The organism is Parasegetibacter sp. NRK P23, assembly GCF_023721715.1.
Lineage (GTDB): Bacteria > Bacteroidota > Bacteroidia > Chitinophagales > Chitinophagaceae > Parasegetibacter.
The window spans coordinates 2,393,122-2,412,595 of record NZ_JAMDLG010000001.1 but is presented as its reverse complement, the minus strand read 5'-3'; the positions used below and the strand labels follow the sequence as shown (position 1 = coordinate 2,412,595).

Here is a 19,474-nt window from a genome sequence, read left to right as displayed (position 1 = left end):
GATGTTAGGTAGTTTTTTAAAAATACGGGTTTTCCCAACAGAAGGCGTTGTAAGTTTGTTGCAACTTGGTTGAACAGAAAGGTATGAAGCAAGGAAAGTTCCCCTGGAAATGGATCGTGGCAATCGTGCTGGTTATCGGTATCAAATGGTTCTCCGTACACCATCCTTCGGTGGAACGGTATTATTCCAATGGGGTTTACCCTCCCCTTGCAAGACTGCTCCGCACTTTATTCGGCTGGCTTCCTTTCAGCCTGGGTGATGCGTTGTATGTGCTGTTACCCCTCACCGTTATATGGTGGCTGGTGCGCTGGATCAAAAGAATGCTGAAAAGGCAACTGCCTGAAAAATGGGGGATACTTGTGCTGAAACAGGCTGGGGGCTTCGCTTTAACTATCTATATCTGTTTTTATACTTTGTGGGGATTGAACTATTCGAGGTTAGGTGTGCGCGACGTATTAAAGCTGGATGTGCACGCGTATGAAACTGCGGAACTGGTTACGGTGATGGAAATAATCTCCTCCAAACTTACTGCGGAAGCCGCATTGGTGAACGAAGCGCACCGCGATTCGCTGAAAAAGATGCGTTTTATGCGAGCCGAAGTGCAGAAAGCGTATGATGCCCTCTCTAAGACTATTCCCGAACTTTCGTTCAGTAACATGTCGCTGAAAAGATCCCTGTTTGGAAGGGTGGGAAACTATACCGGCTTTTCAGGCTATTTGAATCCTTTCACGAATGAAGCACACCTTAACCGTACCATTCCATGGTTTTATCAACCTGCCGTAGCCTGCCATGAAATCGCGCACCAGATCGGTATTTCCAGTGAGGCGGAAGCGAATTTCGTGGGATATCTTTCCTGTAAATCATCGCCCAGCGCTATCTTCCGGTATTCGATCTATTACGATATGTTCTTTTATGGCATGCGTGAATTAAGAAGAAGGGACAGTACGCTGGCCAAAGGATTTCTTGAAAACGCGCATCCACAGGTGAAAAAAGACAGGGCCGCTTACAAGAAGTTCCTCGACGAGCACCGCTCCGTACTTGAACCGATGGTAGACAGTTTCTATGATGCTTATCTCCGTGCGAATGAACAATCTTCCGGTATCCGTAGTTATGATGAAGTGATCGGATTACTGATGGCCTGGTACAGGAAGTATGGGCTGGAAGCCATTTGATAATGACCGTGCACCCTGGTACAAACCTTGCAAACATTGTTCAAACCGGCAGTATGAAACTATTGATAGCACTACTTATTCCTTTAGCGGTTGGCTTTACCGGCAGTTATTTTACAACGCCTGAGATACAGGGTTGGTACAGTACATTGAACAAACCCTGGTTCCAGCCGCCCAACTGGTTGTTCGGCCCTGTGTGGACGAGTCTCTATATCTTAATGGGAATCGCCATGTACCTGATCTGGAAGCAATCGGACAGCACGCCCGGTAAAAAAGGCGCTTTGTATATTTATGCGGTACAGCTGGTGTTCAACTTTTTTTGGTCGATGATCTTTTTCAGGTTCCATGCCTTAGGCTTCTCGATGGGCTGGATCGTTGTGCTGTGGTTGCTGATCCTCCTCACGATCTTCCGCTTTGGCAAAATATCTTCCACGGCGGCATGGTTGCTGGTTCCTTATATCAGTTGGGTGAGTTTCGCTTCCATCCTGAATTTCACGATCTGGCAGCTCAATTAGAACTTATTCTTCCACATCATACTTTCCACGGGACGGTTGGGCTGACCGCTGTACTTCGCATTTTGTTTCTGGTTGTATTTTACTTCAATCTCACCTTCAACGGGGAAGTAAATGAGTTGACCAACGGGCATTCCATGGTATACGCGCACCGGTTGTTTCACGGAAATTTCCAGGGTCCAGTTGCCGCAGAAGCCCACATCGCCCTTGCCCGCAGTGGCGTGGATATCTATGCCAAGTCGTCCTGTAGAAGATTTTCCTTCCAGGAAGGGGACATGCGCGTGCGTTTCCGTGTATTCTTCGGTTACGCCGAGGTATAGCACGTTCGGTAACAGTACAATTCCTTCTTCAGGAATTTCGAAATGTTCGATGGTATTGTGTTTGCGGGCATCCAGTTCTGTGTCCTTGTACGTGGCCAGGTATTTGCCCAGGTGCACGTCGTAGGAATTGCTTCCCAGGCTGCTCCTGTCGTAGGGTTCAATTAAAATGGTGCCTTTCGCTATTTCTTCCAGGATGCGCTTATCAGATAAAATCATACCGCTTGTTCTCTATAATTCGTGCAATATTACCCCGTTTGCCGGGAATTGCCGAATTTGCCGGAAGAATTTCATTATGCCACTGATACTCATTAAAGAACCTCGGCAGGAAACAAAGCTCGCGGTGTGGGAAATTGCGGAGGAAGAAACATTTTTCCAGCGGAAAGCTTCCGTACAGCGGGAGATCGCGCACCCGCAGAAGCGTTTGCAGCACCTTGCCGGGCGCTACCTGCTGAAAGAACTTTTCCCTGATTTTCCAGCCCACGAAATCGCTGTGGCGCCCACACGAAAGCCTTTTTTACCAGGTGATGCTTTTCATTTTTCCATTTCTCATTGCGCCAACCTGGCCGCCGTAGTGGTAAGCCGGGATAGGAGGGTGGGGGTTGATGTGGAAAAGATCACGGAGAAAACCGTAAAGCTGAAAGGTAAATTTCTGGATGCCGATGCCCGCGGTCACTTTGATGCCTGGGTGAAAAAAGCCGCGGCATTACCGTTTTTTCACGGTGATCCTGAAGCATTGTGCGCCACATTAATCTGGAGTGCCAAAGAGGCCATGTTCAAATGGTATGGACTGGGCAACGTGGACTTCAGGCAACAAATGCTGGTGCGCTCCCTTTCTTTCCAGGACGATGGCAAGGTGCTTATGGACGGCGTTTTTATGTTGGAACAGCCATTCCCGCTGAAACTGCATGGCCTTGTACTGGGCGAAGAAGTACTGGTATGGACGATCTCCTGAGGTTATTCCTCCGCTTCTTCGGGTTCTTCCAATAGCTTCAGGTCTATAATGTCCTGCCCCGCGATCCCTTCAATGGAACCTTTAAAATGGGCCGCGTTCAGCAATACTTTCTCCAGTTGTTTCTCCCGCGCTTTCCATAGTTTTTCCATGGTGTCCCGTTCGCGTTGAATAGACAGCTTCATGGATAAAAATCCTTCCCGGATCGCTTTCCATTGTTCCGCGAATTCGTTGCTGGTGAGGTAGTCGTACAACATGTGCATTTTATCGCCTTTGTTCTCCTGCGAGCGGGCGGCCTGCGCCACGCGTAAAATACCATCGCGTACCAGTGAAGAAACAGAACGTATCTCGTGGAAATTACAGATCCATACACCGTCTTTTTCTCCGAAGCCTTCCATGTCTTTGGGCATGGCCTGGGTCACGATAATGGCGATATCGGCTTTAAGGCTACGCATATCGCTTTTCAGTTTTTCGATCCAGTCGTTGGAGAAATCTTTCGTGCGTTTGCTTTCATAAATGATGCGGCCGCATTCCTGCCCGATGTTGTTCCGCACCACCTGGATACAGTCCGCGCCACGCACGCCTTTGCCTACTTCTTCTACCAGGTCGAACGGATGTGCTGATCGCAAAAGCGCTTCCAGCGCCAGTTCCTGGATTTCACCCTGGAGTTGCATGGAACCTTGTTCGGCCCTTCGCTTCATTTCTTCCGCCAGTTTTTTCTGGTCGTCCAGTTGTTTTTCCAATTCTTTCAACCGGAGTTGAAACTCGGTTTCGCGGGCGGCGTTCTTCTGTTCTTCCAGTTGACGGATATCTTCCGCGATGCGGGACCTTTCTTCCTGTAATTTTTTCTGAACGGATATTTCAAGCTCTTCTTCCTTGCGGCGAAGGGCCTCTTCCTTCTGCATGAATTCCAGTTGCTGTTTGCGCGCTTCTTTCAACCTTTCTTCGTTCTCCATTTTTTCCTGCTGCAACAGCGTGATCCTGTTCTCAAAATCAGCGGTAATGTTGCGGCGCATGTTTTCCTCCATCTGCTGCGCGAACTGTTTTTTCTCCAGTTCTGCCTGCTCTTTCAGTTGCAACTCTTTCTGCCGGGCTTCTTCCTGCCAAAGCTTTTCTTTCTGCCGCAGCAAATCTTCCTGTTGCCGGGTTTGTTGCTGCATTTCTTTTTCTTTTTGCAGGAACAACTCCTCTTTCTGGCGGAATTCCTCATTTTTGGAACGAACGAACTCCTCCATCTTGCCACGCAATTCTTTCTTGTATTCTTTTGCCACCGCTTCTTCCATCTGGAATGGGGTGCCGCAGTTCGGACATTTTATTTCATTCAGCATAATCAGTGCTCCGCTTTAATAATACATGAGGTTAGAAACTGGTGCCATATAAAAGGCTATGGGCGATCAAGCCGATGAGCAGGGCAATGCCCAGGCTCAGCAACGAGCCAATCAGCAAATACTCTGTTTTCGCTTCCATCGGGTTGCTCTTTTCATACAAGGGCCTTCCTTTTTCAGAAAAGCGCAACAAACTTTTCGCGGCAATGAGCAGGCCCACCGCTCCGAATTCACCTTTGATCACCAACAGGAAGATGATGATCCTTTCAATGATACCGATCCATTTACCCGCATTGGCCAGGCTTTCCGCATCAGGTATCCGGTTGCGCCATTTCTTGGTAAGCTGGCCGATCAGGATACCCGTTGGGGTGGAGAGTAGTACCAGTGAGGTAACCACGATCCAGAACCGGTTATTTTCTCCCAGTTGATACAATGTTTCCACTATACTTTGCGGCGTGAAAAAAACATAACACCATGCTATCATAAGCATGATGAAATGAAGCGCCTGGTCGGCAACAAATACCACTGCGTTCTGCTTTTGGTAAGATTTCCAGCCATCAATAACCGCATGTGTCACAAAAATGAACAGGGCTACATCCCAGTGCTTCGCGCCGGTGAGCAGCCAGGCCATGGCGGCGGTTACCAGTGCATGAAGGTATAAATGGGGGGCCGCGAAATGTTTGGCGTTGCGGCTGTCGATCCACTGTTTGGGCTGCAGCAGGAAATCGGTGAGCAGGTGTGCAAGGATAAGCTTGATGAGCCAGGTGTATTTTTCGTCCATTAGGCTAAAGTTACTACTTGTTTATAGTCGTTCAGCAATTGAGCGATCTCCTGCCACTTGGCTGCTTTAAGCTGCCGGTTAATGGTGGGCTGCGACTTGTTCAACCGCTCCGATATTTCCTGTTGGGTGGTATGGCCCAGCATTTCAAAGATTACTTCCGATTGTTTGCTGGTGAGTTCGTTGAAAAGTCCATCGGCATACCGTGCGATGAGCTCAAATAGTAACTGTGTTTTTCTGTCTTCCTCCCCGGTGAAAATACCGAGCCTTTTTTCTTCCTTCACCATGTGATCAAACTGCCGTCCGGATAACAGAAACGCGGTTCCTTTCGCCGTGCCCAGCGATTGAAACGGTGTTTCCACCGTGCCAATGCCAATGCTGGCCCGGATATCCGAGAGGGGCATCGAAGCATCCGGTGCCGGGATACTTCTTGCCGCGGCCCTGGCCCTCAGCGTCCAGTCCAGCGCGTCTGCCGCCTCCGGGAAGTAGGCCTGGAAGCTGTCTCCACGGTAAAACTCCAGTTTGTTTTTTGTCCCGGTTATCGCGTGAAGTTGTTCCAATAAAGTGGCTTCCTGCTCCGCAGTAAGGGAGGAGGATTGTACAATATCACCGGTAACTATGGCGCTTTTCATTATAGCTAAATTATGCTATTTTTAGGTTTTATAGCTTTTTTTTGCTATAAAATAATATTATTGATGAAAGATGCTATAAAGGAGGAAAAAATCACAAACCCATAAGCCGGATTCTGTTACCCGAAGGCGCTGTCATTTATCTGGCACAACCATTACTGGCTGCGTCTATCTGCCTACCCTCCGGTCTTTCCGCCGAAGGCGGAAAAGGGCGAGCCACCCCGGACCGGTTTACATGGCATTTCAGCATGAAAGGTTTACCCGCCCCTGGTGTTACCACCAGGAACCGTGGGCTTTTACCCCACATTTTCACCCTTACCCGTATGCTTACGCGTAGCGGGCGGTTATTTTCTGTGGCACTTGCTCTCTCCGCCGAAAGGTGGAGGCCGGCCGTTAGCCGGTTCACTGCTCTGTGCTGTCCGGACTTTCCTCATTCACCGAAGGTGAACGCGACAGCGGGTTTGTGATACCGCAAAGGTAGTTGTTAAAACTTGAAATAAACTTCCGTTGCGCCATAACCGTACCAGGGATGGTACTGGTGCACAAAGTGTTTCACATCTTTCCGGTGTTTGAGTATCTCATGGATCTCATCTTTCAGCTTTCCGGTCCCCACGCCGTGTATTACCGTGAGCTGGGGGAGGTGGTGCATATATACTTTGTCGAGGTGCTTTTCGAATGTCCGTAACTGGTAGTCGAGGATTTCTCCTTTACCCATCGATTTCCAGTCTTCCCGGAGTTTCTCAATGTGCAGGTCTATCGTGGTTTGAACGTTTTCGGCGCCCCTGCTTTTTTTGTTGGTGATTTTAAAGCCAGAGGCGGAAAGTTTGCCCAGGTCAAAAGCGGCTGAAGCGGGGAGATCGGGTGCATGGTCCTCCGCGCTGCGGTCGGGGTAATCGGCGAAGAGTTGGTGCGCGAACAGGGCTTCTCCTTTTTCTTTCAGCTGTTCAATCTTCGCGAAAAGCTGTTTCGCTTTCATTTTATGCGCGGCTTCAAAATACGGCGCCTTGCGCACGATCGGTTTGCTGAGGGAGAACTCGAACCAGAACTGCGGGTTATCGTTCATGTCCTCGAACGGCACATCATGCAGGTAAAAATCGTGGAATGCAGCCACCTGGTTTTTGAGTTCAAAAACAGTATCGGAGTGGCCTTCCAGTTTGTACGTGAACTGCAGGTCGTAAGGGGAATTGTTCTGCAGGTGAATTTTCAGGGTGGTCACATAGTCGTCGCCGAATTCGTCGGTACGGAAAACGGGCAGGAAGGCGAGCCATACGCCGGTGGCTTCACGCGGTGCGGTGGTTTTCTTCTTTTCGCGCGGCACATCATCTATGAATACCTTTTTTTTGGGCGCTTCCGGGAAAAGTTTTTTCTCGGTGAACCGCTTGAAATAAGGAAAATCGATCTGGTCGGTATAGGCGGGGAACTTCACGCCACGCACTTCAATCATCACCATTTTTTCGTTCATGATCTCAATCACCCTGCCTTCTTCATTGGAGTGCAGCACTATAATCTGGTCGCCAACTTCATATTTCATGGTGCAAAGGTAGGAGAGATTATTCAAAAGAAGTTTGGGGGATTGGGGCGTGCCCCTTCGGGTCGGGCTATCCGCTGCAAGTCCGCCCGCTACGGCCTCCGGCCTCGCGGTTGCGGGCTTTCCGCTGCTATCCCTCACGCAGTGTTCACGGGAAGATGCCGGGAGATGTTTGCGTTTCTATGGGGAGTTTTGAAAAGCATTGCTTACACAGGTGTTGGTTTAAGAGAAAGGTTTCCCGCGAAGACGCAAGGGAGCAAGGGCGCAAGGAGCGGTTACATTTTTTATCTGGCTGGTTTTGTTCCTGGGAACTGGTGGTGGCATTGGCTCTTATCAAATAAAGTGGTTGCTATCCCTGGCTTCATGCCCTCATTCCTCGAAGGGGCAAGGATGCAGGGAGTGGTTGAGGAATGGCTTGCGGAGGAATTTCTCGCACTGCTTCGTGCCTCGCAGGCGCTAAGAAGCGAGGACGCAAGGCCTTGTTTGTGTTTGATGCGTTTTTATTGCTGAAGGAATGTTGCTCGTAGTAGCTGACATGCAATGGAGCTCATGCTCATATTGTGGTGTTGTTTTAATAGGCTTCCCTTGTATTGGTGCTCAGCATAGCTGATTTATCACTGTCTGTACCTGTGATTTTTCTGTTGTACTGATTTGTTTGTGTGGTTTATTTAGAGAAGTATTCTCTCTTACCACCCCTGCTTCCTGCTTCGTTCCTCGCAGCCTCGCAGCCTCGCAATCACGAGGACGTAACGTTTGGTAGAATTTAATTATGCCCCAATTACACTTCGATTGGTCAGAACATTGCCCCTTTCCCCCGAAAGAGGGGACGGGGTGAGGCCAAAAAAGCCCGCTGCTCAGCGGGCCTTACTTCTCTTGATTGTAAACACTAAAAATGAACTGCTTTATTTCTGTGCGAAACCTTCTTTTTTATTGCCGAACTCTACATAAAACTGCTGCATCAGTTCAGCATCACTGGCACGCAGGTGATCCGCCTGCAAAGAAGCGAGGATGATCTTCGGCGTAAACTCGTTTTTGAAACGGGTTACGATGTCCGCGTCAGCTTGTTGGGCAGTCGCATCGTTCCAGTTAAAACTGATCAGCTTGGGCTGCGATTTCATGAAGTTCTCCACTGATTCAGCATCCGCAATGTTCGCATTGGCGAAATTGAACGCTACTTTAGGAGCGGCGGCTTCGTTGAAGTTACGGATGATTTCCATTTCAGCGGCTGCGCCCGACTTGCGGAGGAAGCTGAAATCGATGGAACCGAATTCCTTCAGGAAATTCCCGTACACTTCCGCGTCAATCGCTTGCAGGTTCTGCCTGAAGCTGATTTTAGTTTCAGCGGTTTTCCCTTTTACAGGAGTGGAGAGCATGATTTGCTCGCAGCACACGGTGGTGTCTTTTACAGATGGGGCAATACCTTTTTCGATGGTGGTATCGTCCTGTACAAATGACTGGTTGCCTATAAAGAAGGTCACCAGGGTGAGCATCATAACGATGCGGTTAAGGATTGTTTTTGTGTTCATGGCTATTTTGTTTTCCGTTTTCATGTTATAAGTGTTGTGGTATTCCGTATTTGATATAACAAAGATAATGTTTAAGGCTGGTACTATGCAATACATAATACTATGTTTGGTTTTAAATCAGGATAAATGGTTGTTTTTTCATTTGATCCATCTTACCTCATTCTCTGCTCTAATAGTTCTCTCTGTGTTCGCCTGATACGGCATTCAATCGTGGAGCCTTTCGGGTGCTTTCCCCGCGCCGGGAAAGTTGCTACTTGAAGTCTGATTCAACGATGCAAATGTACTGCGCGTTTTCAGAATCCGGAAATATTTTTTGGATAAACGGCAAAATTATAGGCTTAATGCCCTGTTTTATGTTTTCGTTAACGGACATTTTCCTGTGAAAGGAGGGTTTCGCAGGATGACTAATCGGCTGTTTTGAGGGCTGAACTGAGGATATCTGTGTATGAACCGGCTATTTCAGCCTGTTTCCCAGGTATCCCGCAATTTCCATCAACCAGGCGATCCCGATATGTATAAATAGTCCTCCGGCAATGGATTTGGTGCGCCAGGCAATGATGCCCAGCAATAAGCCGCCTAAAAAAGAGCTGATGCATTCGCCCAAAGGCTTCCCGAAATGGATGGAACAATAGAAAGCGGCCATGGGTAGGATGGCCATTGGGCCGGCGAAATGCACCATGCCTATTGCAAGCAGTCCCCTGAAAAAGAGTTCGATCCCGATAAAATCGGTGGCATAACTGAGTTCATACAGGAAAATCATCCAAATCCGGCGAAAGCCGCTCTCCGGCAGGGGAAGTTTGCTGAACTTGGGGTAATAGTCAATAAAAGAAGGAAGCATGGCGGCTACCGCAATCAGCGGAACCATGATCCCCAGCATAATAAGGTAAGCGTAAATATGCTTGTTTTCGGGGTAGGAGAGCCCCAGTACGGGATTGCCTGCTTTCAGGTAGCGCCATACCAGCCACATGGCGATGGTGAGGAGCAGTAACTTCAGTGGTGTATTCAGTATCCTGGACCAATACACAGGATTATGCTCTTTAAACAGTGTTTCCAGTGAGGAAAGAATAGTGGTGGAACTCACCTTGAAAGCGAACAACGCCGCGATCACCAATACCAGTCCGGCAAGCGGAACCAAAGGAACTTTCATGGTATGGCAGGCGATGCACAAAAGGAAAGGTAAACCATACGTAACGCTATACAATATAGTATAGCCAGCCCAACGGGAAAATCCCTGCCAGCGCGATAAGTGTGCATCCAGTTGCCACCTGTAATTGATGAATACGATCAGGCCCGTGAATACGGTAACCAGCGCCAGTAATAACTTGTCGGTATTTTTCCAGTAGTCCTGGATATAGCCAAGAATGTCGTGCATGCTCCAAGATAGGCAAAAAACCTGCCTAGGTGTTCACCGACTGGAAAGCGGATTTTATTTTTTCCGGGAGTTGGGATTCGATCATCTTCTCGGAGAGGAGGATCATGTTTTTGAAAGCGAGCGCATGGGAGATGCCGTGTCCGATGATCACGGGTTTGGAAACGCCCAGTACCGGGGTCCCGCCGTAAATTTCGAAATTGAAGCGGTCGAAGTACGCGTCTTTCAGTTGACGGGCCTGCGCCAGGTCGTAGAGGGATTCCGCCATTTTAAGGATCACATTACCGGTGAATCCTTCACACACCATTACATCACTTTTGTCCTGGAAAATATCGCGTCCTTCAATGTTCCCGACAAAGTTGATGGAAGTTGTTTCTTTTAAAAGGGGATAAGCGGCTTGCGCGAGCAGGTTGCCCTTGCCTTCTTCTTCGCCAATGTTCACCAGTCCAACGCGGGGCGCTTCAATGCCCAGCACGTGTTTGGCGTAGAGTGCGCCCAGTACACCGAACTGCTGGAGGTTTTCCGGCTTACAATCGGCATTGATGCCCACATCGAGCAGCAAACCGGTACCACCGTTTTCTTTGGGGATGATGGTGGCGATAGTGGGGCGGAGTACGCCTTCAATGGCTTTGATGGTATACATGGTACCAACAAGCATTGCGCCGGTGTTTCCGGCGCTGATGAAAGCGTCTATCTTACCATTGGAAAGAAGGTAGAACCCGATGGCGATGGAGGACTGTTGCTTTTCCTTCAGCGCTTTGGTGGGGTGTTCGTTCATTTCTATAACCTGGGGTGCGTGTACAATCTTGAACTGCGTCGCATCCAGGCCTTCTTCTGAGAGCATGGGCAGGAATTTATCCTGGTCGCCAATCAGAAACAGGTTTGCCGGAGTTGTCGATTCAGATAAGTACAGCTTAAGTGCCTTAACGGCTTCAAGTGGGGCGAAATCACCGCCCATCATATCTATTCCGATGTTCATCTCCGGCAAACTACTAAAAGTATATGAACGAATTGTAAAAACTACTTACTTTTTAATGGGAGCGGTTTCAGAAACCAGCTGTCCTTTGTAGTACAGCTTCCCTTCGCTCACGTGTGCGCGGTGGCGAACGTGTGTTTCGCCCGTAGTGCTGTCTACACTCAGGGTAGCACCTTCCGCCTTGTAATGTGTTCTTCTTTTAGCACTACGCTGTTGTGAATGTCTGCGCTTCGGATTTGGCATAACACAATTTTTACAGGTTTTTAAATTTATCCAGATCTTTCCAGATCGGGTTCGTTGACTGATTGTTTCCGGCGTTCATCTTCTTCAGCATCTCCAACACTTCTTTATTGCAATGAGGTCCGCCGATCTCGTCTTCCCCGCACATTCTCTGTAGAGGAATGCTCAGGTTAACGAATTCATAGATCCAGTCGGAGAGGTGCAGGTGACTTTCCGTTTTCGATATATAATATACATCCGGATCATCTCCATTCGCGTTCATCTCTTCAGGATTCTCCACGAGTTTTACAAGTACATTGAATTCATCCCACAATTCCATCGGAAGCTGGTTCCCACAACGGTCGCAATTCACTTCCACGGAACCGCCCACTTCAAACTTCAGCATCATGAAACCGGTGTTCTTTTCCAGTGTCAGTTTCACCAATGCGCGGCTGTTCCTGAATTCCTGTTCCTTATATTGCTCAAAGAACTTGTCTGTTACTTCGTACTGAAACTCATGAAATCCGGGCTTCAATCCTACAAAAGCGATCTCAAATTCCCTTCGGCTGTTCATTGAGTAGCATTTTAAAGAGTTTGCAAAGGTAGATAAATTTATTGAATTTCAGCGGGAAGATTTAATTTTTTTAGGCTGAGAGGAAGGGGTGCTTTGGATGAAGCTTACTTGTGGTAAACAACCAGTTCACATTTGTTCCTGATGCTGCGTTCTACAGCGGGGATTTTGTCCTGCGCTTCAGCCTCCATCAGCTTAAGTAACTGATCCATAGCTTTTTCGCCCAGGCCGTAAGGGTGCTCCTCTACGGAGGCCACCAACGGGTAATTCATATACCGGAAAGAAGGGGAGTTGCCGAAGCCGACAAATTCCACGGAAGGATGGCCCAGCGCCAGCGCATCTAGCGCCACATGGTCCTTGAACGCAAGTACCGCTGTTGGCGGCTCCGCCACACGCATCATCTTCCCGAACGCGGTTTCCGTTCCGGAACGGCTCAGGTCCGAAGATTGTATCCATCCCGTTTGCAGTGTAATGCCCGCTTCCGCCAGCGCAGCTTTAAACCCTTCACAGCGTTCAACACTGGTCACCAGGTTGTCTGGCCCCATAAGATGTCCAAGTTTGGTATGACCACGCGAGATCAGGAAGCGTGTCGCATCCTTCGCGGCCTCAAACACATTGTTGGAAACAGAGTAAATGGCATCAGTATCAGGCACCCGTACAAAATATACAACGGGGATGCCTACCTGCTCCAACTGCCGGATATGGTCAAAATCACGGGTTTGTTTGGTCACGGTGATGATCACCCCATCCACGCGTTGCAGTAACATCGTTTTTACCAGGTCGCGTTCCCGGTCGGGGTCCTCGTGCGACTGGCAGAGCAGTGTAATGTAATTGTTTTGCCTTGCCACGGCTTCCATGCCGCTTACGGCTTCCACATAAAACTGGTCGCGCAATGAAGGCATGATCACGCCCAGTTGAAACGATTTCTTTTGTTGGAAAAAACGTGCAGCCTGGTTCGGAATATAATTCAGTTCCTTCGCCTTCGCCTTTACTCTTTCTTTGGTAAGGGCGCCGATGGCCGGATGGTCGTTCAGGGCCTTAGACACAGTTGAAACCGACATTTTCAACAGCTTCGCGATCTCAACTATGGTAACGGCTTTTTTCATTTTTCTGGTTGGGGGGTGAAATTAAGCATTTTCAGATTTCTTCAATCGTTGGAATAGCAGAACACTGCTTCCCGCCGGTAAATCAGTGCATTGTATGTATTACCTTGTGCCGGAAATACAGAAAAATGTCTAACGATCTATCTGCGGCAGGAGCCGCTTCTCCATCCATGCTTCAGTTCTCTTTAAAGGATAAAGTGATTTTAGTTACAGGTGCCACAGGCGTACTGGGCGAAGCATTCGTACGGGCCATCGCCGAAGCCGGTGGCACCGTGGTGTTGCTTGGCAGGAATGCGGCCGTGGCGAAAGAAAGAACGGACCTGCTGGTTTCCCAGGGATATAAAGCCGGCTATCGTGTTTGTGACGTCCTGAACCAGGAGGCGCTGGAAACTGTTGCGGAAAAAGTATTGTCTGAATATGGCGCTATCCATGGATTGGTAAACGGAGCGGGCGGTAACAAACCCGGCGCGGTGATCATGCCCGACCAGGACCTGTTCTCCCTGGACGTTCCCGCTTTGCAGGAAGTATTCAACCTGAATCTTTTCGGTACGGTACTGCCTTCTATGGTGTTCGGAAAGCACATCGCCGCGGCAGGCGGGGGCAGCATCGTCAACATCTCTTCCATTGCGGCGCAGCAGGTGCTTACCCGCGTACTGGGTTATTCCCTGGCGAAGGGCGCCGTGGATAATTTCACCCGCTGGATGAGTGTGGAACTCGCCTTGCGCAAATACAACAATACAAGGGTGAACGCCATCGCCCCGGGCTTTTTCCTGGCGGAACAGAACAGGAAATTGCTCCTGAATGATGACGGAACGCTTACGCCGCGCGGACAAGCCGTTATTTCCAATACACCATACGGGCGTTTCGGTAATCCGAATGAACTTACGGGCGCGTTGGTATGGTTGCTGAGCGACGCATCCGCCTTCGTAACCGGGGAAATCATCCGCGTGGATGGTGGCTTCGGTGCATGGTCCGGCGTTTAATTCAACCGGAATCCGTAAATTCCACTACTTCAAATCAACTTATTCATCTATAAATCACGACTTCCATTATGAAATTTGCACAAACCTGGCGCTGGTTCGGTCCCGGCGACCCCGTTTCTCTCCGCGATGTACGCCAGACAGGCGCCACAGGTATTGTTACCGCACTCCACCAGGTGCCACACGGTGAAGTATGGACCACCGATGAGATCCGGAAAAGAAAAGAAATGATCGAGGCCGCAGGACTCACCTGGGATGTGGTGGAAAGCGTGACCATCCATGAGTCCATCAAAACACATACCGGCGACTATAGAAAATACATCGGTTTCTACAAAGATTCCTTGCGTAACCTCGCTTCGGAAGGCATTAAGATCGTTACCTACAATTTTATGCCCGTGAACGACTGGACCCGCACCAACCTGGATTATCCCATGCCCGACGAATCAAAGGCGCTGTACTTTAACTGGGTGGACCTGGCGGTTTTCGATATTTATATCCTGAAAAGAGAGAATGCTTCAGACAGCTACCCCGCTGATATCCTGAAAGAAGCCGAACAGCGCCATGCGTCTTATTCCAAAGAACAACTGGAAGAACTCGCGGGCATCGTGATGTTCGGTATCCCCGGCGAAAAGAAATCGACCGTAGCGGAAATGCGCGAGAAACTAAAAGTCTACGACGGCTTCTCCCATGCCGACCTGCGCGGAAACCTGAAATCATTCCTTTCCGAAATCGTACCCGTGGCCGATGAACTGGGGATGCAACTTGCCATTCACCCGGATGACCCTCCGTTCGATATCCTCGGTTTGCCCCGTGTGGTGAACAAACAGGCTGATTATGATTATATCCTGGGCGAAGTGCCCGGCGCTTCCAACGGCGTTTGCTTTTGTACCGGTTCTTTAGGTGCCTCCCCGCAAAACGACCTGGTGGATATGGCCCGTAAGATCGGCGACAAAGTACATTTCATTCACCTCCGCAATGTGAAGAAGGATGCGCAGGGTAACTTTTTTGAAGATGACCACCTGGGCGGAGACGTGGACATGTACGCGGTGATGAAGGAACTCCTGAAAATTCAACAGGGCAAACCCGCGCCCATTCCGTTCCGGCCAGATCACGGCCACCAGATGATGGACGACCTGAACAAGATCACCAACCCGGGCTATTCCGCTATCGGAAGGATGCGCGGACTCGCGGAACTCCGTGGCCTGGAACTGGGCATCTGCCGGGAAAACGGTTGGTAATTCATATTAAAACAACGAACATGCAAGCCACTGATTTGATGCAGGGAGGGAAACCTTTCCTGCATCCTGATTTTCTGCTGGAATCGAAATTAGCTTCCGAACTGTACCATGATGTGGCGGCGGATATGCCCATCATCGATTACCATAACCACCTTTCTCCCGCCGATGTGGCCAACAACAGGCGTTTCGGCAATATGACGGAAATCTGGCTGCATGGCGACCACTACAAGTGGCGGGCTATGCGCGCCAATGGCATCAGCGAGGCGTTCATAACCGGGAAAAGTTCAGATCGTGAGAAATTCAGGCATTGGTCCGCGACTGTTCCCCGCACATTACGCAACCCGCTATATCACTGGTCGCACCTCGAATTGCTGAATCCTTTCGGTGTCAATGAACTGCTCAACGCCACCAATGCCGATGCGGTTTACGACCGTTGCAATGAGGTGCTGAAAGACTTTCCCGTTCAAACATTGCTTAACCATTATAAAGTAAGCTGGTTGTGTACCACAGATCATCCTTTGGATGACCTGGCTTTTCATCAGAAGGCAGCAGCGGAAATCCCCGGTAAAATGTTGCCCGGTTTTCGTCCCGATGCCCTGCTGGACTTTAGTACGCCTCAAAAATTCAGCACTTCAAAAGAAGGGCTGGAAAAGGCAACGGGAAAGGAAATCCGTAATCTGGCAGATTATATTGATGCTTTTTTACAGCGGGTACAATATTTCCACGACAATGGCTGTCGCATCAGCGACCATGGTTTCGGGGCTATGCCACAGTTGGCGAACGATGCGGCTGGTCTGGATAAAGCTTTCACGCATTTGCTGGAAGGTAAAACGATCAGTGTCGATCAGGCCGATCAGCTCCGTGGGTTGATCCTCCTGGAATTGTGCCGGAAATACCACCAATTGGGCTGGGTACAACAATTTCATGTAGGCGCCATCCGCAACAACAATACGCGTTTGGGGATACTACTTGGCGCCGATGCCGGAACCGATTCCATCCACGATCTTCCGCAGGCGGAAAGAATGGCCGCGTTTCTCAACCAGCTCGATACTACTAATCAACTGGGACGTACGGTAATTTATAACCTGAATCCCGCTGATAACGCGGTTTTCGCGACCATGGCCGGCAACTTCCAGGATGGTAGCATTCCCGGTAAAATACAATGGGGTGCGGCCTGGTGGTTCCTCGACCAGAAAGATGGCATGGAAGAGCAGTTCAAAATATTGTCGAATATGGGACTGGCAAGCCGTTTCATTGGGATGCTCACCGATAGCAGGAGTTTTCTTTCCTTCTCCCGCCATGAATATTTCCGGAGAATACTCTGTAATTTACTGGCCGACGATGTGTTGAAAGGACAGATTCCTGCTGATAAGAATATGTTGAAAGAATTGATCCGGGGCATCTGCTACGAAAATGCGCGTGCATATTTTTCCAAAGATTAATAAGGTTGGAAACGTTTTCAATTCGTAACTTTCCAACCTTTACCGCAACTTTCGATTAGAAAATTTAACTTTCAGTCTATTTTACTGAGAAATTTTCAGGACGGAATTGCCGGAATTTTACATTTATTGTTGAACGATCACGCTATGCAACCAACTGTATTCTGCTTCGGAGAACCGATGCTCCGGATCATGCCCGATGCGCAAAGCAGCGCAGCCACCATCTACAAAGGAGGAGCCGAACTGAATGTGGCCGCCGGACTTGCCAGGTGGAACTTTCCTGTTGAATATGTTTCCGCCATGCCCGATAACGCGTTGGCCAACCAGTTCATCGGTCTGATGAACGGAAACGGCATCGCTACCAGCCACATGCTTCGTACCGGCGACCGTATAGGTACTTACTACCTGATGGGCGGTACCGATCTGCGCAACCAGGTGGTGTACGATCGGAAATATTCCTCCTTCGGAATGCTGAAAACAGGTCAGTTCAAATGGAATGATATCCTGGAGGAAAACGGATGGCTGCACCTCACCACCATCAATCCTTCTTTGTCGGACGAACTGATGGAAGTTTGTATTGAACTCACCGAAGCCGCTCAGGCAAAGAACATGCGCATCAGCATTGACCTTAATTTCAGACCCGCGCTCTGGAAGAACAGAACCATACCGGTAGAGAAGTTCAGGCAACTCGTGAAGCCTGTGCATTTGTTGTTCGGGAACATCTGGTCCGCGGAACAATTGCTCGGAATCCCGGTAAAGGCGCAGATACAGGCGGACAGCGGGATAGATGAAACTGTGGAAGCAGCGGCACATTGCAGCGCTGAACTGGAAAAGATTATCCCTTCGCTCAGATATACCGCATTCAGTTTTCGTTTTACCGAACAACTGCCCGGTAAATACATGGCCACCATCCATTCCGGTAGTGATTATGCCGTTTCACAGATTCATTTCATCGATGAGATCGTGGACAAAGTGGGCAGTGGCGACAGTTGCATGGCCGGGCTGATCGCCGGGTGCATCAGAGAGAACGAATTACAGGAGATCATTGACTTTGCGGCGGCAGCGGCCGTTTCCAAATTAGGTCAACCGGGCGACTGGAACCTGTGGTCCGCGGAGCAAATTGAAAAACTTATCACTAAAGTCGTATAACCATGAACGTTATTGAGCAGATCGAGAAGGACCGCTTGGTACCCGTATTTTTTGATGCTGATCCCGCTCGTGCCACGGCCGTGCTGGAACAGTGCTATGCAGCGGGTATCCGTTCTTTCGAGTTCACCAACAGGGGGGCTAATGCCGCGGAAGTATTTACTATACTGAAACAAAAAGTGAAGGAATCGATGCCGGGCATGTTTCTCGGAATCGGTACGATCTGGAATGAGGAAGAAGCCGAGCATTTTATTAACCTGGGCGCTGAATTCGTGGTGTCTCCCGTGGTGAACCCCGCCGTGGCCGATGCCTGCGCCCGCCACCATATTCCCTGGATGCCCGGTTGCATGACGCCTACCGAAGTATACCAGGCCAAAGTTTCCGGCGCTTCGGTGGTAAAGATATTTCCCGGTGCGGTAATGGGACCCGCATTCATCAAATCCCTGAAAGCTGTTTTTCCTGCCATGAAATTCATGGTAACAGGCGGTGTGACCACAGAACATGAGTCGCTGAAGAAATGGTTCGAAGCGGGTGTTTCCGCCGTTGGTATCGGGAAAGAATTGTTGCAGAAAGAAGTGCGTGAAACCTTCGGTTTTATTCAATCTTTATAAAAACGAACCGCTTGTCCAAACAACCCGATAGCACCATACTGGATATTGCCGCATTGCTGAAACTCTCTCCGGCAACCATTTCCCGTGCGTTGAACAACCATCCTTACGTGAAAGAACACACGAGGAAGCTGGTTGTAGAAGCCGCAGAGAAACTGGGCTACAGGAGGAATATTCTTGCTTCAGGCTTGCGCAACAGGAAGACGAACACCATCGGGATGATTGTTCCCCGCATCTCCATGTTCTTCCATGCCGCGGTAATTACGGCGGTACAAACCGCCTTGTACAACCACGGATACCAGTTAATCATCAGCCAATCCAACGATGATCCCGCCCTCGAGAAAGAATTGCTGGAAACATTTTATGCTTCAAGGGTTGAAGCGGTGCTGGTGGCCTGTTGCCTTCAAACAACGGATTTTTCAGTTTTCGATAAACTCAGCAACAACGGAACGCCCGTTCTTTTTTACGACCGTGTTCCCGGAGCGGATGCCGCCGTGAATATGGTGCGTGGAGATGATGTGCGTGGGGGATACCTGGCCGGCAATCATCTGGTAGAAACCGGATGCGGCAAAATCGCACACATCAGCGGACCCGTTTCCAGTAACCTGTACCGCGACCGTAAAAAAGGGTTCCTGCAGGCCATGGAGCAGCATGGCGTACCCGTTCGCGAAGATTGGATCTTTCACCACGACCTCACTTACGCCAATGCGAGGGCCACACTCGAGAAACTATTCTCCGGAACGGAAGTGCCAGACGGTATTTTCACCGCCAACGACGTCACCGCACTGGCCGTGTTGGAATTCGCCAGGGAAAAAGGTATACAGGTGCCCGGCGCATTGAAGATTGTAGGCTATTCCAACGATCCGCGTTCCGCTATCGTGAGCCCGGCCATCACCACCATCGAGCAATTCCCGGAACAGGTTGGGCTGCGGGCAGGCGAAACCCTGCTCGATTTGCTGGACAGGAGCAACGGGAGTACCCAATATGTTCATAAAGAAGTGATTACGCCTGTCCAACTGATTCGAAGGATGAGCACCTGATAAATCCTGTTTATTCCTGAAAACGTTTTCATACTTTTACAATCCTTTA

20 protein-coding genes and 1 other RNA gene are annotated in these 19,474 nt (G+C 49.5%); 9 read left to right on the top strand and 12 right to left on the bottom strand.

The window, feature by feature from the left end; translation table 11 throughout:
- Positions 1 to 83: 83 nt before the first annotated feature.
- Positions 84 to 1,172 (top strand): DUF3810 domain-containing protein, encoded by a 1,089-nt coding sequence (locus tag M4J38_RS09785; protein ID WP_251759374.1) that lies wholly within the window; start codon positions 84 to 86, stop codon positions 1,170 to 1,172.
- Positions 1,173 to 1,225: 53 nt separating this feature from the next.
- Entirely contained in the window at positions 1,226 to 1,684 is a 459-nt protein-coding gene (locus M4J38_RS09780; protein WP_251759373.1) for a TspO/MBR family protein, read from the top strand.
- Here M4J38_RS09780 and dcd read toward each other — a convergent pair.
- Positions 1,681 to 2,217 (bottom strand): dCTP deaminase, encoded by a 537-nt coding sequence (gene dcd, locus M4J38_RS09775; protein ID WP_251759372.1) that lies wholly within the window; start codon positions 2,215 to 2,217, stop codon positions 1,681 to 1,683. The two genes, M4J38_RS09780 and dcd, sit on opposite strands and share 4 nt — an antisense overlap.
- Before the next feature lie 76 nt (positions 2,218 to 2,293).
- Between dcd and M4J38_RS09770 the strand changes: the two genes are divergently transcribed.
- Positions 2,294 to 2,953, top strand: a complete 660-nt coding sequence (locus tag M4J38_RS09770) for a 4'-phosphopantetheinyl transferase superfamily protein (RefSeq protein ID WP_251759371.1) — start codon at positions 2,294 to 2,296, stop codon at positions 2,951 to 2,953.
- 2 nt (positions 2,954 to 2,955) lie between these two features.
- On the opposite strand, the gene M4J38_RS09765 is transcribed toward M4J38_RS09770, so the two are convergent.
- The 11 genes from M4J38_RS09765 to M4J38_RS09715 form a co-directional block, all read right to left on the bottom strand.
- The gene (locus M4J38_RS09765; protein ID WP_251759370.1) at positions 2,956 to 4,278 is read right to left on the bottom strand and encodes a DUF2130 domain-containing protein; all 1,323 of its coding nucleotides are present in this window, start codon (positions 4,276 to 4,278) and stop codon (positions 2,956 to 2,958) included.
- A 31-nt stretch (positions 4,279 to 4,309) separates the two neighbouring features.
- Positions 4,310 to 5,056: a DUF3307 domain-containing protein gene (locus M4J38_RS09760; protein ID WP_251759369.1), complete on the bottom strand. Its 747-nt coding sequence runs from the start codon at positions 5,054 to 5,056 to the stop codon at positions 4,310 to 4,312.
- Positions 5,056 to 5,685, bottom strand: a complete 630-nt coding sequence (locus M4J38_RS09755) for a winged helix-turn-helix transcriptional regulator (protein WP_251759368.1) — start codon at positions 5,683 to 5,685, stop codon at positions 5,056 to 5,058. Before M4J38_RS09755 ends, M4J38_RS09760 begins: the two co-directional genes overlap by 1 nt.
- A gap of 86 nt (positions 5,686 to 5,771) precedes the next feature.
- Positions 5,772 to 6,150, bottom strand: an RNA gene (gene rnpB, locus M4J38_RS09750) — RNase P RNA component class A.
- 16 nt (positions 6,151 to 6,166) lie between these two features.
- Complete coding sequence (locus M4J38_RS09745) at positions 6,167 to 7,213, bottom strand: Smr/MutS family protein (protein ID WP_251759367.1); 1,047 nt, start codon at positions 7,211 to 7,213, stop codon at positions 6,167 to 6,169.
- A gap of 899 nt (positions 7,214 to 8,112) precedes the next feature.
- Positions 8,113 to 8,736, bottom strand: a complete 624-nt coding sequence (locus M4J38_RS09740) for a hypothetical protein (RefSeq protein ID WP_251759366.1) — start codon at positions 8,734 to 8,736, stop codon at positions 8,113 to 8,115.
- Between the two features lie 454 nt (positions 8,737 to 9,190).
- Positions 9,191 to 10,108 (bottom strand): CPBP family intramembrane glutamic endopeptidase, encoded by a 918-nt coding sequence (locus M4J38_RS09735; protein WP_251759365.1) that lies wholly within the window; start codon positions 10,106 to 10,108, stop codon positions 9,191 to 9,193.
- A gap of 25 nt (positions 10,109 to 10,133) precedes the next feature.
- Positions 10,134 to 11,084 carry a phosphate acyltransferase PlsX gene (gene plsX, locus M4J38_RS09730; RefSeq protein ID WP_251759364.1) on the bottom strand — a complete coding sequence of 317 codons (951 nt, stop codon included), beginning with the start codon at positions 11,082 to 11,084 and terminating at the stop codon, positions 10,134 to 10,136.
- A gap of 45 nt (positions 11,085 to 11,129) precedes the next feature.
- Positions 11,130 to 11,324, bottom strand: a complete 195-nt coding sequence (gene rpmF / locus M4J38_RS09725) for a 50S ribosomal protein L32 (RefSeq protein ID WP_251759363.1) — start codon at positions 11,322 to 11,324, stop codon at positions 11,130 to 11,132.
- A gap of 10 nt (positions 11,325 to 11,334) precedes the next feature.
- On the bottom strand, positions 11,335 to 11,874 hold the full coding sequence (locus tag M4J38_RS09720; RefSeq protein ID WP_251759362.1) for a DUF177 domain-containing protein: 540 nt from the start codon (positions 11,872 to 11,874) through the stop codon (positions 11,335 to 11,337).
- A gap of 104 nt (positions 11,875 to 11,978) precedes the next feature.
- On the bottom strand, positions 11,979 to 12,977 hold the full coding sequence (locus tag M4J38_RS09715) for a LacI family DNA-binding transcriptional regulator (RefSeq protein WP_251759361.1): 999 nt from the start codon (positions 12,975 to 12,977) through the stop codon (positions 11,979 to 11,981).
- 125 nt (positions 12,978 to 13,102) lie between these two features.
- Here M4J38_RS09715 and M4J38_RS09710 point away from each other — a divergent pair, with 125 nt between their 5' ends.
- The 6 genes from M4J38_RS09710 to M4J38_RS09685 all read left to right on the top strand — a co-directional run bounded on the left by M4J38_RS09710 (position 13,103) and on the right by M4J38_RS09685 (position 19,425).
- The gene (locus tag M4J38_RS09710) at positions 13,103 to 13,957 is read left to right on the top strand and encodes an SDR family oxidoreductase (protein ID WP_251759360.1); all 855 of its coding nucleotides are present in this window, start codon (positions 13,103 to 13,105) and stop codon (positions 13,955 to 13,957) included.
- A gap of 68 nt (positions 13,958 to 14,025) precedes the next feature.
- Positions 14,026 to 15,192 carry a mannonate dehydratase gene (uxuA, locus tag M4J38_RS09705; RefSeq protein WP_251759359.1) on the top strand — a complete coding sequence of 389 codons (1,167 nt, stop codon included), beginning with the start codon at positions 14,026 to 14,028 and terminating at the stop codon, positions 15,190 to 15,192.
- Positions 15,193 to 15,212: 20 nt separating this feature from the next.
- Positions 15,213 to 16,634, top strand: coding sequence for a glucuronate isomerase (gene uxaC / locus M4J38_RS09700; RefSeq protein WP_251759358.1), 1,422 nt, complete (start codon positions 15,213 to 15,215; stop codon positions 16,632 to 16,634).
- Between the two features lie 144 nt (positions 16,635 to 16,778).
- The gene (locus M4J38_RS09695; protein ID WP_251759357.1) at positions 16,779 to 17,780 is read left to right on the top strand and encodes a sugar kinase; all 1,002 of its coding nucleotides are present in this window, start codon (positions 16,779 to 16,781) and stop codon (positions 17,778 to 17,780) included.
- Between the two features lie 2 nt (positions 17,781 to 17,782).
- Positions 17,783 to 18,388 carry a bifunctional 4-hydroxy-2-oxoglutarate aldolase/2-dehydro-3-deoxy-phosphogluconate aldolase gene (locus M4J38_RS09690; RefSeq protein ID WP_251759356.1) on the top strand — a complete coding sequence of 202 codons (606 nt, stop codon included), beginning with the start codon at positions 17,783 to 17,785 and terminating at the stop codon, positions 18,386 to 18,388.
- Positions 18,389 to 18,399: 11 nt separating this feature from the next.
- The gene (locus M4J38_RS09685; RefSeq protein ID WP_251759355.1) at positions 18,400 to 19,425 is read left to right on the top strand and encodes a LacI family DNA-binding transcriptional regulator; all 1,026 of its coding nucleotides are present in this window, start codon (positions 18,400 to 18,402) and stop codon (positions 19,423 to 19,425) included.
- Positions 19,426 to 19,474 lie beyond the last annotated feature (49 nt).

Coding starts and splice junctions, on each gene's coding strand:
- uxuA (WP_251759359.1), top strand. CDS start 14,026: ATGAAATTTGCACAAACCTGGCGCTGGTTCGGTCCCGGCGACCCCGTT.
- plsX (WP_251759364.1), bottom strand. CDS start 11,084: ATGAACATCGGAATAGATATGATGGGCGGTGATTTCGCCCCACTTGAA.
- M4J38_RS09720 (WP_251759362.1), bottom strand. CDS start 11,874: ATGAACAGCCGAAGGGAATTTGAGATCGCTTTTGTAGGATTGAAGCCC.
- M4J38_RS09710 (WP_251759360.1), top strand. CDS start 13,103: ATGTCTAACGATCTATCTGCGGCAGGAGCCGCTTCTCCATCCATGCTT.
- uxaC (WP_251759358.1), top strand. CDS start 15,213: ATGCAAGCCACTGATTTGATGCAGGGAGGGAAACCTTTCCTGCATCCT.
- M4J38_RS09740 (WP_251759366.1), bottom strand. CDS start 8,736: ATGAACACAAAAACAATCCTTAACCGCATCGTTATGATGCTCACCCTG.
- M4J38_RS09735 (WP_251759365.1), bottom strand. CDS start 10,108: ATGCACGACATTCTTGGCTATATCCAGGACTACTGGAAAAATACCGAC.
- M4J38_RS09760 (WP_251759369.1), bottom strand. CDS start 5,056: ATGGACGAAAAATACACCTGGCTCATCAAGCTTATCCTTGCACACCTG.
- M4J38_RS09770 (WP_251759371.1), top strand. CDS start 2,294: ATGCCACTGATACTCATTAAAGAACCTCGGCAGGAAACAAAGCTCGCG.
- M4J38_RS09690 (WP_251759356.1), top strand. CDS start 17,783: ATGAACGTTATTGAGCAGATCGAGAAGGACCGCTTGGTACCCGTATTT.
- M4J38_RS09695 (WP_251759357.1), top strand. CDS start 16,779: ATGCAACCAACTGTATTCTGCTTCGGAGAACCGATGCTCCGGATCATG.
- M4J38_RS09780 (WP_251759373.1), top strand. CDS start 1,226: ATGAAACTATTGATAGCACTACTTATTCCTTTAGCGGTTGGCTTTACC.
- dcd (WP_251759372.1), bottom strand. CDS start 2,217: ATGATTTTATCTGATAAGCGCATCCTGGAAGAAATAGCGAAAGGCACC.
- rpmF (WP_251759363.1), bottom strand. CDS start 11,324: ATGCCAAATCCGAAGCGCAGACATTCACAACAGCGTAGTGCTAAAAGA.
- M4J38_RS09765 (WP_251759370.1), bottom strand. CDS start 4,278: ATGCTGAATGAAATAAAATGTCCGAACTGCGGCACCCCATTCCAGATG.
- M4J38_RS09785 (WP_251759374.1), top strand. CDS start 84: ATGAAGCAAGGAAAGTTCCCCTGGAAATGGATCGTGGCAATCGTGCTG.
- M4J38_RS09745 (WP_251759367.1), bottom strand. CDS start 7,213: ATGAAATATGAAGTTGGCGACCAGATTATAGTGCTGCACTCCAATGAA.
- M4J38_RS09755 (WP_251759368.1), bottom strand. CDS start 5,685: ATGAAAAGCGCCATAGTTACCGGTGATATTGTACAATCCTCCTCCCTT.
- M4J38_RS09715 (WP_251759361.1), bottom strand. CDS start 12,977: ATGAAAAAAGCCGTTACCATAGTTGAGATCGCGAAGCTGTTGAAAATG.